General features: G+C 58.4%; 9 protein-coding genes and 5 pseudogenes. 10 read left to right on the plus strand and 4 right to left on the minus strand.

The annotated features are described in order from the left end of the window. Window positions 1-46 precede the first annotated feature (46 nt). Window positions 47-934, plus strand: coding sequence for a universal stress protein (locus PZN02_RS31480; RefSeq protein WP_280663459.1), 888 nt, complete (start codon window positions 47-49; stop codon window positions 932-934). A gap of 331 nt (window positions 935-1,265) precedes the next feature. On the opposite strand, the pseudogene PZN02_RS31485 reads toward PZN02_RS31480, so the two are convergent. Then, window positions 1,266-1,478, minus strand: a pseudogene (locus tag PZN02_RS31485) (TniB family NTP-binding protein); the annotation flags it as partial. Between the two features lie 608 nt (window positions 1,479-2,086). Here PZN02_RS31485 and PZN02_RS31490 point away from each other — a divergent pair. Both PZN02_RS31490 and PZN02_RS31495 read left to right on the plus strand, forming a co-directional pair. Beyond that, window positions 2,087-5,896: pseudogene (locus PZN02_RS31490) on the plus strand (Ulp1 family isopeptidase); the annotation flags it as partial. A 269-nt stretch (window positions 5,897-6,165) separates the two neighbouring features. Then, window positions 6,166-6,405, plus strand: a complete 240-nt coding sequence (locus tag PZN02_RS31495) for a helix-turn-helix domain-containing protein (RefSeq protein ID WP_280663460.1) — start codon at window positions 6,166-6,168, stop codon at window positions 6,403-6,405. 141 nt (window positions 6,406-6,546) lie between these two features. Here the strand turns inward: PZN02_RS31495 and PZN02_RS31500 are convergent, their stop codons facing one another. Both PZN02_RS31500 and PZN02_RS31505 read right to left on the minus strand, forming a co-directional pair. Continuing rightward, window positions 6,547-7,158: a hypothetical protein gene (locus PZN02_RS31500; RefSeq protein ID WP_280663461.1), complete on the minus strand. Its 612-nt coding sequence runs from the start codon at window positions 7,156-7,158 to the stop codon at window positions 6,547-6,549. A gap of 256 nt (window positions 7,159-7,414) precedes the next feature. Next, window positions 7,415-7,678, minus strand: a pseudogene (locus PZN02_RS31505) (transposase); the annotation flags it as partial. An 18-nt stretch (window positions 7,679-7,696) separates the two neighbouring features. Here PZN02_RS31505 and PZN02_RS31510 point away from each other — a divergent pair. Further along, a complete protein-coding gene (locus PZN02_RS31510; protein WP_280663462.1) occupies window positions 7,697-8,023 on the plus strand; it encodes a heme-binding protein in 327 nt (108 codons plus the stop codon). A gap of 262 nt (window positions 8,024-8,285) precedes the next feature. On the opposite strand, the pseudogene PZN02_RS31515 reads toward PZN02_RS31510, so the two are convergent. Continuing rightward, a pseudogene (locus PZN02_RS31515) lies at window positions 8,286-8,493 on the minus strand (hypothetical protein). Between the two features lie 206 nt (window positions 8,494-8,699). Between PZN02_RS31515 and PZN02_RS31520 the strand changes: the two are divergent. The 6 genes and pseudogenes from PZN02_RS31520 to virB5 form a co-directional block, all read left to right on the plus strand. After that, window positions 8,700-9,150: pseudogene (locus PZN02_RS31520) on the plus strand (exonuclease domain-containing protein); the annotation flags it as partial. Window positions 9,151-10,562: 1,412 nt separating this feature from the next. After that, entirely contained in the window at window positions 10,563-11,270 is a 708-nt protein-coding gene (locus tag PZN02_RS31525; protein WP_280663463.1) for a type IV secretion system lytic transglycosylase VirB1, read from the plus strand. Window positions 11,271-11,289: 19 nt separating this feature from the next. After that, window positions 11,290-11,652, plus strand: a complete 363-nt coding sequence (gene virB2 / locus PZN02_RS31530) for a pilin major subunit VirB2 (RefSeq protein ID WP_280663464.1) — start codon at window positions 11,290-11,292, stop codon at window positions 11,650-11,652. Next, a complete protein-coding gene (locus tag PZN02_RS31535; RefSeq protein WP_280663465.1) occupies window positions 11,652-11,978 on the plus strand; it encodes a type IV secretion system protein VirB3 in 327 nt (108 codons plus the stop codon). The genes virB2 and PZN02_RS31535 overlap by 1 nt, the downstream gene beginning before the upstream one ends. After that, complete coding sequence (virB4, locus tag PZN02_RS31540; RefSeq protein WP_280663466.1) at window positions 11,978-14,347, plus strand: type IV secretion/conjugal transfer ATPase VirB4; 2,370 nt, start codon at window positions 11,978-11,980, stop codon at window positions 14,345-14,347. The genes PZN02_RS31535 and virB4 overlap by 1 nt, the downstream gene beginning before the upstream one ends. 13 nt (window positions 14,348-14,360) lie before the next feature. Next, a complete protein-coding gene (gene virB5 / locus PZN02_RS31545) occupies window positions 14,361-15,041 on the plus strand; it encodes a pilin minor subunit VirB5 (protein WP_280663467.1) in 681 nt (226 codons plus the stop codon). Window positions 15,042-15,054 lie beyond the last annotated feature (13 nt).

The raw sequence follows: 15,054 nt of genomic DNA on the forward strand, positions 1-15,054 counted from the left end.
TAAAACGCGCTTACAGATGCGACGTTACATAGAAAGAAGCGGTCAGATGGCTTTTAAAACTGTGCTCAGTGTGACGGAAACTTACCACTCCGATCAGGACGTTATTACAGCTGCCACGTTGTGTGCCGAGATTGGAGCGCGTCTTTCTGTACTGATCATCGGATTTGCCACGCGTCCGGCGTTCGGCGGTGGCACCAGCGTAACTGCCCCCCAGCGGACTGAAGTACACGCAGTGGACACGGTCAGGTTGGAAAAACACTGCCGCGAAATCGAGGCAATTTCGCAGGACATGGTTAGACTGGAGAGGCGCTCCGAGGAACTCGAGACACTGCTGGGAGCGATGGGGCTTTCCTGTGACGTCGACAGCGCTTATTGCGACCTGGCCAGCGTCGATGAGGTTGTGCGAAAGCGGGCGCTCTGCGCGGACCTAACAATCATCGGCCCCTCACTTCTTGACGACAATATTCTCGGACCCCTTGTTATCAACGGCAGCCTGTTCAAATCGGGAAAGCCAGTGCTTGTTGTGCCGAAGGGCGCCGGTGCAACTCTGTCGCCACGGCGCGTGCTGGTCGGCTGGGATTCGCAAGTCGAGGCGTCCCGAGCGGTTAGGGAAGCGCTGGACCTTCTGTCCGGCGCAAAGGAAGTTCGTGTCACACTAGTCGATCCCGAGACGACCCACAACGGAAACGGCGCCGAGCCGGGCGCCGACATCGGTGATTATCTCGCTTTACACGGTGTTCAGGTGGTGGTCGACCGGCTGCAGAGCGGCGGCCAATCGGTCGCCTCAGTGCTCACTCGGTACGCAATCGACGCGTCCGCCGACATGATTGTCATGGGCGCTTATAGCCACCGCCGGCTGCATGAGCGGCTCTTCGGGGGCGTCAGGAGATGGATACTTGAGAAGCCGCCTATGCCGCTGTTTTTGGCTCGCTGACTGATGCTCGCGTTTCCGCTGCTGTTCGAAGCCGACGCCGTCGACAACGGCGAGGATCTGAACGCGGATCATCGTTCCACGGAACTTGCGGGAAGACAGCAGTGTCCAGGAGTTGAATGACGCCGTTGCTATCGACCTCGCGGTGGAGCGCGAGGAGACGCAGAATTAGGGCAAGGCGCTCTACCGCAAGGAACCGACCAAGCGACGGTCTGCCAAGGCGCGCTTCGTGCCCTTGGCAATCGTGCTCCAACGATGACCGGCCACCGGTCAGAAGCGACATCGCGATAACGTTCGCGAAAGCTGATGATCGGCGCGTGAGCGTTGATCGCCGTCATAGAAGGCTTTCGCGCAGAGCCGCGTTGCGCCGGCGCGAGATCGGCACGTGGCGCAGGTCGTCGACACCGGCCGTGGTAATGCGTTCGGTCCCGGATCGGATGGCCGCGACGGCGGCCTTGGTGACGGTGATGATCTCACCGATTAAGCCTTCCGAGAGGCTGAATATCCGGCGCGCCATCGGTTCATTCGACAGGTCCGAGATTCGGGCGGGACTGCATAGTACTCGGCATGCCGGCTGATTCAGAGACGACAGGAATTCGTCGGTGTGCGGAGCCAGCGTTACCGGCGATTGCCGCGAGGATGTTTCCGCGTCATGCGAGGCGGCCTCGGCATCAAACTCCGGCTCCCATTTCTCGATGGCTTCGTTGGTAATCTGCTCGCGTCCGCTTTCGATGGCCTCAATGGCGAGGGTGTTGATCGTGTGGAAGATGTTGGCAAGTCGTCCTTGGGCTTAGATTAAGTTCCAAGCAGAGCTGGAGAAGGCTCTGCAGGACTACAAACGTAACGCTATATCGGTTTAGCAGACCAAGCTTCGATGCTAGCCTTATAGGTCAGTTGACATGACTTCGGAGTCGGCCAGTGGATCGCGATATCAAACGGACACCTACAGCTGAACGTTCATCCCATGACGGCGGGGAGCTCGAGCGTCGGGGCCAGACGATCTCTGGGCTGGATCACGATTCGCGGATCGAATTCGCCAAAAGTTTGTTTCCGGCCGACCGCAAGCTCATCTCCGCGTTGCAACGGGTTCGCGATGCGGAGGCCGTTTCCGCGGGCGGCCCTCAGGAGCGCGGGCGCCGGGCTGCCCCGTCCCCCAGGTCAGACGCCATTCCCGAGGCGTTCCGGCCGCTGTTCGATGATCGTGCCGACGAGCCGCCAACCAAACCGGAGGAGCTTCTGCGACTGGAGCAGGGGTTCCGCGAGGTGCTTCAGGAGCGGCAGGACGATCGACCCGCCTCGTCTTTTTTCAGCGACCCAGGGATGCCCGCTGGACCGGACGACCTCAACAGCATCGTGGCGGACGCTTTCGCAGCGGCCGGCTCCGGGCACGCCGCAGTTCAGGCCGCCGCCCCGCCAGTGTTAGCTGCCAGCGAACAGCAGATCCGGCCCTCGCCGGATGCGCTTGACGTGGCCGAGGCGCGCCGAGCCGATCCGGCTCCTGTCGCGAGTGGCGCCCATGATGCCCGCTATCCCCATCTGTCCGGCGAACACCGGGGCCTTATTGATCAGGCGATCACTTACGTTGCGGCCCAGCGAGACCATAGCGAGCTCACGGTCCGTAAAAACAAGAATGCACTTCGCCGATTGGCAAATGATCTCGGCGCTCGTGGCCAAGCGATTGATCTAAAAAATCACCGATCCCTGGTCGATCACGTCAATGCTTCCTTTCCGAAAAACGCTGGCATGAAGAGGGCGTTGAACGTCCTTCGTGCGTATCATGAGCGCACGGGCTATTCAGCCCTCTATCCCCATCTGTCCGGCGAACACCGGGGCCTTATTGATCAGGCGATCACTCGCGTTGCGGCTCAGAAACACTATAAGGCCAACACGGTCGGGGCATTCACGAATGCACTTTACCGATTGGCGAATGATCTCGGCGCTCGTGGCCAAGCGATTGATCTAAAAAATCACCAATCCCTGGCCGATCACGTCAATGCTTTGTTTCCGAAAAACAGGGATATGAAGAAGGCGTTGGACGTCCTCCGTGCGTATCATGAGCGCCCGGGCTATTCAGCCCGCTATCCCCATCTGTCCGGCGAACACCGGGGCCTTATTGATCAGGCGATCACTCACGTTGCGGCTCAGAAACACTATAGCGAGAACACGGTCGGGGCATACACGAATGCACTTCGCCGATTGGTGAATGATCTCGGCGCTCGTGGCCAAGCGATTGATCTAACAAATCACCAATCCCTGGTCGATCACGTCAATGCTTTCTTTCCGAAAAACGATACCATGAAGTTGGCGTTGGACGTCCTCCGTGTGTATCATGAGGCGGGCAAATTAAGGGCACCAGAACCCGCCTCGCCAGCGACCGCCAGGCTGTCAGACACCTATCGCGGTGTTCCGTTGGTCGATCTGACCACCTCCTCCGATGCTCAGATCGGAGCTTTTCCGTCAGGCTCGTCCAACCTCCCCGAGGGGGCGGTGCTCGGCGCCGCCGAACTGCTGAGCGACGCCCATATCCACAGGGATTACCGGTTGCTGGAGCAGGACCTGCAGGAGGCCCGTCCAGCGCTCGCCGCCCGAACGCGGCTGGTGGATGCGATGGTCGCCCATCAACTGCGCCGTCACGACGTGGACGTGCAAGCTAGGTTGCTGTCCATCTATCATCAAAACGACGCCCCAGCCGACTTCGTGTTCCTGCCAGTGAACAGTGCCGATCCTATGGATCCGGCGCCGGATCCTCAACGCATCAACCATTGGTCGCTGCTGCTCGTTGATCGCCGCGACCCGGAAAGAGCGGTCGCCTATCACTACGATTCCATCCAGCACAATGGACAGGGATCCAACGACGCGCTTGCACGAGAGCTCGCAACAAGACTGGACGCGACCACCCTGGTGACACCCGCCATGGCCCAGCAGAACAACGGTGTTGATTGCGGCGTCTTCGTGGTGGACGGCACGCGCGAGCTGGTTTATCGATTGGCGACCGAAGAGCGGCCAGACCAGCAACGGCCGCTGCACCTCAACTACCTCGTCGCCGATCGGCAGGCGCTGCAAAACCGACTGAGAGAGGAGCGCTTGCCGCACGAGCTTGCCGCAATCCCCGTAGAAGCTTTTGGAGCAGCTGGGTCGCAGGTGCAATACGCCGTCTTGCAAGAGCAGCAAGCCCGACAAGTCGCGCCAGCGCCGTTTGAACGGCACTTGGGCAAGACGCGCGAGACCCAAGACGAGCTGACGAGTACTGCCCGCTATCCCCATCTGTCCGGCGAACACCGGGGCCTTATTGATCAGGCGATCACTTACGTTGCGGCTCAGCGAGGCTATAGCGCGCTCACGGCCCAGAAATACATTTATGCACTTCGCCGATTGGCGAATGATCTCGGCGCTCATGGCCAAGCGATTGATCTAACAAATCACCAATCCCTGGTCGATCACGTCAAGGCTTTCTTTCCGAAAGACGATGGCAGCATGAAGCAGGCGTTGAACGTCCTCCGTGCGTATCATGAGCGCCCGGGCTATTCAGCTACTGCCGGGCGGCCAGCGCCCTATTCAGCCCCCTATCCCCATCTGTCCGGCGAACACCGGGGCCTTATTGATCAGGCGATCACTCACGTTGCGGCCCAGCGAGACTATAGCGCGAGCACGGTCGGTACATACAGGAGTGCACTTTGCCGATTGGTGAATGATCTCGGCGCTCGTGGCCAAGCGATTGATCTAAAGAATCACCGATCCCTGGTCGATCACGTCAATGCTTTCTTTCCGAAAAACGATAGCATGAAGTGGGCGTTGGACGTCCTCCGTGTGTATCATGAGGCGGGCAAATTAAGGGCACCAGAACCCGCCTCGCCAGCGACCGCCAGGCTGTCAGACACCTATCGCGGTGTTCCGTTGGTCGATCTGACCACCTCCTCCGATGCTCAGATCGGAGCTTTTCCGTCAGGCTCGTCCAACCTCCCCGAGGGGGCGGTGCTCGGCGCCGCCGAACTGCTGAGCGACGCCCATATCCACAGGGATTACCGGTTGCTGGAGCAGGACCTGCAGGAGGCCCATCCAGCGCTCGCCACCCGAACGCGGCTGGTGGATGCGATGGTCGCCCATCAACTGCGCCGTCACGACGTGGACGTGCAAGCTAGGTTGCTGTCCATCTATCATCAAAACGACGCCCCAGCCGACTTCGTGTTCCTGCCAGTGAACAGTGCCGATCCTATGGATCCGGCGCCGGATCCTCAACGCATCAACCATTGGTCGCTGCTGCTCGTTGATCGCCGCGACCCGGAAAGAGCGGTCGCCTATCACTACGATTCCATCCAGCACAATGGACAGGGATCCAACGACGCGCTTGCACGGGAGCTCGCAACAAGACTGGACGCGACCACCCTGGTGACACCCGCCATGGCCCAGCAGAACAACGGTGTTGATTGCGGCGTCTTCGTGGTGGACGGCACGCGCGAGCTGGTTTATCGATTGGCGACCGAAGAGCGGCCAGACCAGCAGCGGCCGCTGCACCTCAACTACCTCGTCGCCGATCGGCAGGCGCTGCAAAACCGACTGAGAGAGGAGCGCTTGCCGCACGAGCTTGCCGCAATCCCCGCGGAAGCTTTTGGAGCAGCTGGGTCGCAGGTGCAATACGCCGTCTTGCAAGAGCAGCAAGCCCGACAAGTCGCGCCAGCGCCGTTTGAACGGCACTTGGGCAAGACGCGCGAGGCCCAGGACGAGCTGACGAGTACACTTGACAGGAGCCACCTCGTGAACAGCGGTGATGTCATCATCAACAATGAACATTACACAGCGCTGTTGAGACCGGCGAAGAGGCAGAGGACTGATAATCCGCAAAGCCTCGCCATGGGGCGGCAGCAGCTGAGCGAAGCAACCACGACGTCCATCAGCCAACCCTCCGATCAAGCCCGAGCGGACCTAATCGCTTCCTTCAGAAGCAGAGAGCGCTCCGCGGGACGTTGAGTGCCATGGCTGGGGTCAAGCAGAACAGCTCTTTTGACGACAGAGGCGCTGATGCCCGGCATCGTCGCCCGCGATTCGTTCAGCTTTCTATGGATGCAGGATCCTTCATCTCGATCTGGATCAATACCGATCATGATCATGAGGCAACTTTTGGGACCTATATTGCAGTGCAACATCAATGATCCTGTCAGGCCGACATATCGATGGCTGCAGGCTCTCTCTCAGAAACAAGCGCGCGCTCCTGGCGCATTATTGATAGGAGTCAGTTCATGACAAATCCTATGAGCAAGCTGGACGTTGCCACGTGCAGAGACCGCGTCGATATAGGTTTCGCTGTCAAGCAATGTCGCGAGGCAAGGGGATACAGCGTCGAGGACCTCTCCTTGACCTGCGGTCTCACTGGCGCCGAAATTACCAGGATTGAACTGGGCGCAGATTTCGACCCCGCCAGGCTCAGGCGCATTGCCTCTGCACTCCAACTGCCAAACTCGACGTTCCGCCTGACTTAGAAATATCGGGTTATCAGACCCGACCCCTAGTGCAACGCGCGAAAACCCGCCAGGTGACATCGAGACAGTGCAGCCCGGGGCTATCCGCGGAACTCGCTGCTCAGCGAGTTTCTTTGCATCGACGCCCGTGGTCCGACCTCGCTACTCGGCATCAAATCGTTCAAGCATCTTTTTGAGCCGAAGGTTCTGTGCACGAAGCTGTTCAGCCAGCAACCTCTTGAGGCGCTTGTTGTCTGCATCCAGAGCGGCAAGCCCGTCGAGGGAGACCGGATTGTCGACAGTCCCGGTCTGCGCATTTCGATCCTCGTGCCCAACCTTCGAGTTGTGCACCATCGCCTGAGCGGGGGCGCGTTTGGCACGCTTTCGAGGAGTCCCGGTTGCTGTCGTTCGAGGCTGCGATGCCGATTGGCTCTTCTGTACTTGCACAACGGCTTCGGCCGGATGATCGGCCTCATGCGGCTTCGAGATTTCGACCTCTGCGCCGTTCGCAAATGGTATCGCTGCTCGCGCAACGTCGACATCGTCGGCGCGTTCGTTGACAGACTCTGCATGGATCGGATCAGCCGGCCTGGTTTCACCGGAGCCAGGCGTTCCAGGTGCTTCATTTGAATTGAACAGATGCGAGGCCGCATCTTCCACTTCGCGGGCCAAAGCCTTGAGATCCGTGTCTCCCCAGATTGACTTCGTCCGGGCTTTTGGCTGTCGTCGCCCCGACTTGAATTCAACAACGAATCTCCGTTGTGGCGTCTTCATCTACTTTCGATCCCAAGCAGTCCGTGAAAAATTCAACGCCACTTGGCGCCGCTGCATTCCTGCGGGCGCACCAATACAGACCTTCCTCGCGCGCTTCAACTGCTCGTTAACCTCGCAGTTGGCGCGCCTTTCGGCACGAGCGGAGAACAGCAAGGGCTTCGTTTGCCGCGACGATGCCATTGGGGAGCAAATATAAGCCTTCTGGCGTAACACGGAGGACGCCGAAGAACGTCGCCCCGCGCATTCCCGGTCCTGTTTAGTCGAGACCGAGCCTCTTGCGCAGTTCGGCATTTTCCGCTCGCAGCTTCTCCGCCAGTAGCTTGCGGAGCCTCTGGTTTTCCTCTTCGAGCTGGACAAGATCTGCCAGCTCATCGCCGTCCGGCAGGGGCTTGGTGCTCTTAGTGTCCTTTAGCTCGACAGGCTTCGCAGCACCTTTCCAATGATAGTAGGTTTGCTCTGATATGCCGGCGCTCTTGATAGCGTCCTTGAGGGTGTTGCCTTCGCTGAGTTGCGTCTCGATCGTTGATGCCCGAGAACGATGCAAGAATTGCGGCAGCCGCAATGCATTGTCATTGTCGATGCAAGCGGAGTCACCCTTGGCCAGCTGCGGATGCGTGGTGCGCGATTCTTGTCCCTTGCCAGCGCTGAAGCAAAGGCGCGTACCGCCCAGGATCCAAAAGGAACCCTAAAACAACTGATGAACGAGCGCCAAGAGATCTATGCGCAGGCCCAGCTCAGAATTGACCCCAGCAATCGGAATCCCAATAAGAGCGCGTGCCTGAACAAGCATCACGCCAAGCTTTGCGTCGCCGTGCCCGAACCAACTCCTATCCCGCCGACGAGCACACCGGCGGTCCTGATGTGAAGGCCGCCGGTAAGATCGGTCACAGCTCCGCCTGTTGCAGCGGCGATGTGAAGCCGCAGCTCTTCCGGAATTGTCTTGGTCTCCGCACCAATAGAGGCTGGGTTTGCAGCAGCGGACGGCTCATATCGCTCCCCAGTCGCGTTACAAGGGATCCGCTGGCGACTGTGCCTTATGCCGCTTGCGGAGATGCTCGAAACAAAATCATTTTCGGCCGGCCTGCCTCGAGGGGGAGTGCCTCTGAAAGTCTGTGCCCTAGTGAGCTTTATCCATCCATCAGGCTATCGAAAACTTCGAGCATGGCGTCACTGATGGCCCTGCCGAGGGCGGCGGCGGTCGCCGCCAGCACTTCCTCGTTCATGTCACGAGCGGCCATCGCAAGAGCTGCGCCCTTCTGCGGTCACGATTTCTTGCGCGCGCTGTATCGTCCACAGGGCGAAGTCGCTCCGGCTGCTGATTTCGACGGTTTCCATGATTTATCCTGATATGTTCAAGCGGATGCCTTGTAGCGACTTTGGTGGGGCGATGCAGTCATGAAAGAGTCGTTGTTCAGAATGAGCCGGAATAGCCGAATTACGCGGCAGTCGATCTCTTTGTTGCGGACGAGGCAGCCATTGCGAAGCCGGATGGTTCTTCGGGCGAAGAAGCGCCATTCTAGGAGTGGGTTGAGCGAGCTCCGATAGTCCAGGAGACCGGCCGCTATCGCATCCTGAAAAAGCTTGAGCGTCGTTCTGTGGCCGCGGCGGCGCGACTGGGATTTTCCTTGGAGGGCGTGATCCTCGACCGAGACGCCTCCATCATCGCAAGGACGAGCTCATCGAGATCGGCGCGATCGCCTTCACATTCGATCAAGCCGGCAGCATCGGCGAAGTCATCCGCGTCTATGGCGGATTGCGCCAACCGAGCATTTCAATCCCGCCGGAAATCACCCGCCTGACCGGCATCACCGACGAAATGGTGGCCGGCATATGATCGATCTCCAGCAATTGCGCTTGATCGTCGAGCCTGCCGATCTCGTCATCGCGCACAACGCCGGATTCGATCGGCCGTTCTGAGAGGCCTTTTCACCCATCTTCACCGGAAAAGCCTGGGCCTGCTCGGTTTCCGAAATCGATTTGTCGTCCCGTGGCAGGCGGAAACTGGAAGGCGAACGCCAGCCAGTAACATCCCTTACGGGCGTCGGCCTCAGCTTTGTCGACCCGTGACCACCCGCTGCCACCTTGAAGCGGGTGGTTCTCGCGCGGCGCACAAGCTCAGCCCGCAAAGCAAAATTCCGCAGACGATGTCATGAAGTCAATATCGTTGCCATAAGATTGAGGCTGCTGGTCTAACATGGAAAGCTCCATAAAGCTTCGTGGATGCCCGCAATCCAGATCTGATCGAGCATGAGGTGCAAACGCTTGTAGACCAGCGCATCTTCGCGCTCGCTCGTGCTAAGAGAATATCAACAACCACGACGAGTTGTGCCATGACCCGACGATGGCGGTGCTGCCCAGCAAGCTGGAGGCGCGCCGTCAGATGACATGCGCGGCCGTAGCTGGCAAGTCACGCTCAGCCGGCCGGAATTGAGCCGCAGCCCTCGCGCTATCGCAAGATCGTTGCCGTGCAGGGGATCGTCCGTGCGTCCAGATCCAGCACGATCTCTTCAGGCGGGGGAGCGTGCGCGCCCTGAACAGCGTCTCGAGCGCCGCGATCCACCCTCCCGTCAACCGCAAAGCAACACAGGCCCTTATTTGCTGGCCGAATGCCTATTCGACCCAATCGACCTAGTGGCGGCGGGCTATCCTGTGGCCCGCACGGATCAGCGCAATGCCTGCCGACATGGCATCCGGGTGCGAATTATGTCTACGAGGCAAGCAAGCGTCCCCACGCGGCGGTGGCCGCGCTTCTGGACTTGCTTTGATCTCGGCGACAGGTTCGCGCCCGCGCTGGTCGACGACTGGCAAGCGGGGCTCTTTGGAAGCGCCGCACTCCATGGTGCGTTCTCTGAGCCTGCTCCCTATGTCATGGTCGATCTCCATGCGTCCGAGACCCGTTACCAGTTCAAGAAGCGCAACGTCAGCTGCGTGACGGACGAGATGCGAGCGCAGCTCGCGCGCATCACGGATATTTTTGCGCGAGCTAGAAATGCTTGCTTATACTCAGCTGAACGTCGAACCAATGGCTAATATGAACCGCCAGACCATGCATTCGCGGGTTCTTCTCGATGCGATATGCGTTGCTCGGCAGGTCGGCGCGCCTTCGCGGCGCCGACCTGGATCGGTGCTGTCTGCTCTACTCTTTGGAGGATTTTAGACAGAAGCCCCTTTCGACCCATCGTTTTGCACAACGTGGATTTGCTCAAGCCGCGAAAGAGCGCATCAGGCCGACAACCGTGCATCGTATCGCCTTGTGCTCGCTGACACGGTGGACACGCCATTTGTTTCAGATGAAACCAAAAACGTGGAACTGGAACATCCTAGAGTAACAGACCGCCTTAATAAACGCGAGTGACAAATGACGCCGATTCTTTCGGCAGCTCGCGACTTTGAGGCGATAGGAAATGTTGAATGCAGCTTGGCCCTTGGCGGTCGCCGTTTTGACCTCGACTTGCGTATCAAGCGAGGCCGCGCCACTCTCCTTCCGTGAGTTCGAGCGCCTCGCTCGCGAATGCGCTCCGCGGGTGGATCCGTCTACGCTTGCCTCAATTGCCAAGGTTGAAAGCGGCTTTGATCCGCTTGCGGCACATGACAATACCACCGGCGAGAGTCTTCACTGGAATGATCAAACGCAAGCGCACCAGAGCGTCAAAGCCCGCCTCGAAGCACAACATTCAATCGACGTTGGGCTTATGCAGATCAACAGTAAAAACTTTTCCTTCCTTAATCTCACGATAGAAAAGGCATTTCAGCCCTGCATGTCACTTGTGGCTGCGGCGCATTTGCTTGAAAGCCGCTATGCCGGCGGCGACACTACCGCGGCAAAGCAATTGGCACTTCGCCAGGCAATCTCGGCCTACAACACGGGTGACCTGACGCGCGGGTTTGCGAACGGTTATGTGCAGAAGGTTGAGTCGGCCGCTCGAGAGATCGTGCCACCGCTGGTCGAACAACCGGAAGGGACTGATGAAAAGCCGATCTCGGAAGAAACATGGGATGTCTGGGGTTCGTATGAGCGAGACCGTTCGGCAGGCGATTTCATCAGCCTTCCAGCACTCCAGAGGTCTGGAGACCGTGAACCCTCGAAAAAGAAACCATTTGTATTCGATTGAATGGAGGTACAGCACAGTAATGGCGTCATCTAACAGAAATCGTGCGCGTTTTAATCCCTTTTCTCTCCTGCACGCCATGTTGCGCATGGCGGTTGACTTTGCGCCCGCTGCTGGCGGGGCGGCGGCCTGGAGCGTTGTCTGCTCCGGGCCAGCGATCGCGCAAGTTACAGGGGGGACCGACCCTGCCACAATGGTGAATAATATCTGCGCATTCATCCTTGGTCCCTTCGGACAGTCTCTGGCTGTTCTCGGCATCGTCGCCATCGGCATATCGTGGATGTTCGGTCGTGCTTCACTCGGCCTCGTTGCCGGTGTCATCGGGGGGATCGTCATCATGTTCGGGGCCAGCTTCCTTGGTAAAGCCCTCATAGGGGGGGGCTGATGAGCGACCGACTGGAAGAGAGTATTCTCTACGTGGCGGCGACACGCCCTGCATTATTCCTAGGCGTGCCGCTGAGCTTGGCCGGATTGCTCATGATGTTAGCCGGCCTAATCATCGTCATCGTTCAGAACCCTCTTTACGAAATTATTCTGGTGCCGCTGTGGTTCGGATCGCGGGTTGTTGTTGAGCGCGACTATAACGCCGCGAGTGTAGCGCTACTTTATCTGCAGACCGCTGGCAGAAGCGTGGATGCGCCGATCTGGGGCGGGGCAAGCGTCAGCCCAAACCCGATCAAAGTGCCGGGACGAGGAAGAGGAATGGTTTAATGCTCGGCACAAGTGGCAGGACCGAGAGGTCTGGTGAGATCTATCTACCATACATCGGTCACCTAAGTGACCAGATTGTACTTCTCGAAGACGGCTCAATCATGGCCATGGCACATGTCAAAGGTTTGCCCTTTGAACTTGAAGACGTTGCCACCCGCAACGCACGCTGCCGAGCGTTTAATGCGCTCTTGCGCAACATTGCCGATGATAATGTATCAATATGTGCTCATCTGGTCCGACATAACGATGTGCCGTCGCCCCCGGCACGGCACTTCCATAGCGCGTTTGCCGGCAGTCTGAGCGAAGCTTATGAGCGGCGCGTGCTGTCCGGAAAACTCTTTCGCAACGATCATTTCCTCACCTTGGTGGTGTTTCCCCGCACTGCGGTCGGCAAACTCGCGGGCCGGTTCATCAAGCGCAACAATAGAAACGAGAACGATTTAGCAAATCAAACGCGGAACCTGGAAGATCTGTGGCACATCACTGGTGCCGCCCTCGATGCCTATGGTCTCCGCCGACTCGGTATCCGCGAGAAAGATGGCGTCATTTTCTCAGAAATCGCGGAGGCGCTCCGACTGATAATGACCTGCCGCGTTACCCCGGTTCCAGTGGTAAGCGGCTCACTAGGCGCTTCTATTTATACCGACCGAGTAATCTGCGGCAAGCGGGCACTAGAGATTCGAACCCCCGGAGATAGCTACGTCGGCTCAATGTTTTCATTTCGAGAATATCCGGCAAAGACGCGGCCAGGCATGCTCAATCCGCTATTGTCCGCGAATTTCCCGCTTGTGTTGAGCCAGAGTTTCTCGTTCCTCACGCGTGCACAGGCCCATGCCAAACTCAGCCTCAAGTCCAATCAAATGACGAGTTCCGGTGACAAGGCCGTCACCCAGATAAATGAACTGGCCGAGGCAGAGGACGCGCTGGCAAGCAACGAATTCGTGATGGGCTCGCATCACTTAAGTCTCTGCGTCTATGCCGCTGATCTCAATAGCCTTGCCGACCGCGCCGCAAGCGCCCGCACGCGATTGACGGATGCGGGCGCCGTTATCGTCCAAGAGGGTATTGGGATGGAGGCGGCTTATTGGGCGCAACTTCCGGGAAACACCAAGTGGCGCACGCGACCCGGGGCGATCACCTCACGAAATTTCGCGGGTCTTGTCTCATTAGAGAATTTCCCAAGCGGCACCGATTCGGGCCACTGGGGCAATGCGGTTGCGCGCTTCCGCACCAACGGTGGAACTCCTTTCGATTACCTCCCTCACGAGAATGACGTGGGTATGACGGCAATATTCGGACCCGTCGGAAAAGGCAAAACAACGCTCATGACCTTTGTCCTTGCGATGCTCGAGCAGAGCATGGTTGGACGCAATGGTACGATTGTTTTCTTTGATAAGGACCGCGGTGGTGAATTGCTGGTACGTGCCACGGGAGGCACGTATCTGGCGCTACGCAGAGGCGTTCCCAGCGGCCTGGCGCCTCTACGGGGCCTGGACGATACATCGGCCTCCCGGGACTTTCTGCGCGAGTGGGTGACGGCCCTGATCGAGAGCGACGGACGCGGAGCTATTTCGCCGGAAGAGAACCGCCGCCTCGAACGCGCTATCGTCCGGCAGCTTTCATTTGAGCCCAGTATGCGTTCACTCGCGGGCCTACGCGAATTCCTGTTACACAGCCCATCCGAGGGCGCGGGAGCGCGACTGGAGCGGTGGTGCAGAGGAAACGCGCTCGGTTGGGCCTTCGATGGCGAGGCGGATGAAGTAAGGCTGGATGCCTCCATTACCGGCTTCGACATGACACAGCTCTTAGAGTACGAAGAGGTTTGTGCGCCGGCCGCTGCATACCTCCTGCATCGCGTGGGCGCTGTCGTAGATGGCCGTCGGTTTGTCATGAGCTGCGACGAGTTTCGGTTTTATCTATTAAACCCCCAATTCGCTGCAGTCATTGACAAGTTCTTGCTCACTGTTCGCAAGAATAACGGCATGTTGATACTCGCAACACAGCAGCCTGAGCATGTTCTCGAATCGCCCCTGGGAGCAAGTCTCGTTGCACAATGCATGACGAAAATCTTCTACCCATCACCGACAGCGGACCGATCAGCCTACATCGGCGGCTTAAAGTGTACCGAAGGAGAATTTCAGGCCGTCCGCGAGCAGATGGCAATCGGCAGCCGCAAATTTCTGCTTAAGCGCGAGAGCGGAAGCGTTATCTGCGAGTTCGATCTCGGCGAGATGCGCGAATATGTCGCCGTACTGTCGGGGCGGGCCAACACGGTGCGTTTTGTCGATCAGCTCCGTGACAAATACGGAAATGCCCCTGATGCGTGGATCGACAAGTTCATGGCACGCTACAACGAAGTGCAAGATTGACGGAGGAAGTTTCATGAAATTCACCCAACTGACAGTAACGACGCTTGCCGCTTGCCTTATTATGCAGGCGCCGGCCCGTGCGCAGTGGGTCGTCACCGACCCCACAACAAACGTGAACACGTGGCTGACTTATGTAAACTCTGGTCTTAGCCTCATCAAGACAGCGGATCTGCTGGAACAGACGATGACGATGGTGGCGATGTTCACGTCGACCTTCGCTGTCACAGGGCTGTTGAGCCAGCTCAACCAAGAGAATAAGTACCCCTCGACGAATAACCTAAGCGAGCAGATGTTTGACAGTAAGAGACCAGTCTCAGCCACAGCACGCTCGATCGCCATGGATCGCGATCGCGTAATCGATGGCGGCGACGCACATGCAGAGTTGCTCCGTGAGCAGATCACCGGTGCTGCTAATACCGCGAGTATTGCAGCCGACAATCTCGAGTTGATGGACAAGCGCCTTCGGGAAAATGGCAACACGCTACGTCAGCTGTCGCGTTCACGGAACATTATGCAGGCTACCGTCACAAACGGATTGCTTCTCAAACAGATCCACGACGCAATTATCCAGAACAGCCAGGCTACGAGTCTGCTGACGATGGCCACTGCACAGGCCAGCCTCCACGCCGCAGAGGAGGCCGCAGCCGAGCGACGAGAACGCCAGGAAACCGCGAAGATCTTCTTATTCCCATAGTTGAACGGTGGGC

The organism is Sinorhizobium garamanticum, from assembly GCF_029892065.1.
Lineage (GTDB): Bacteria > Pseudomonadota > Alphaproteobacteria > Rhizobiales > Rhizobiaceae > Sinorhizobium > Sinorhizobium garamanticum.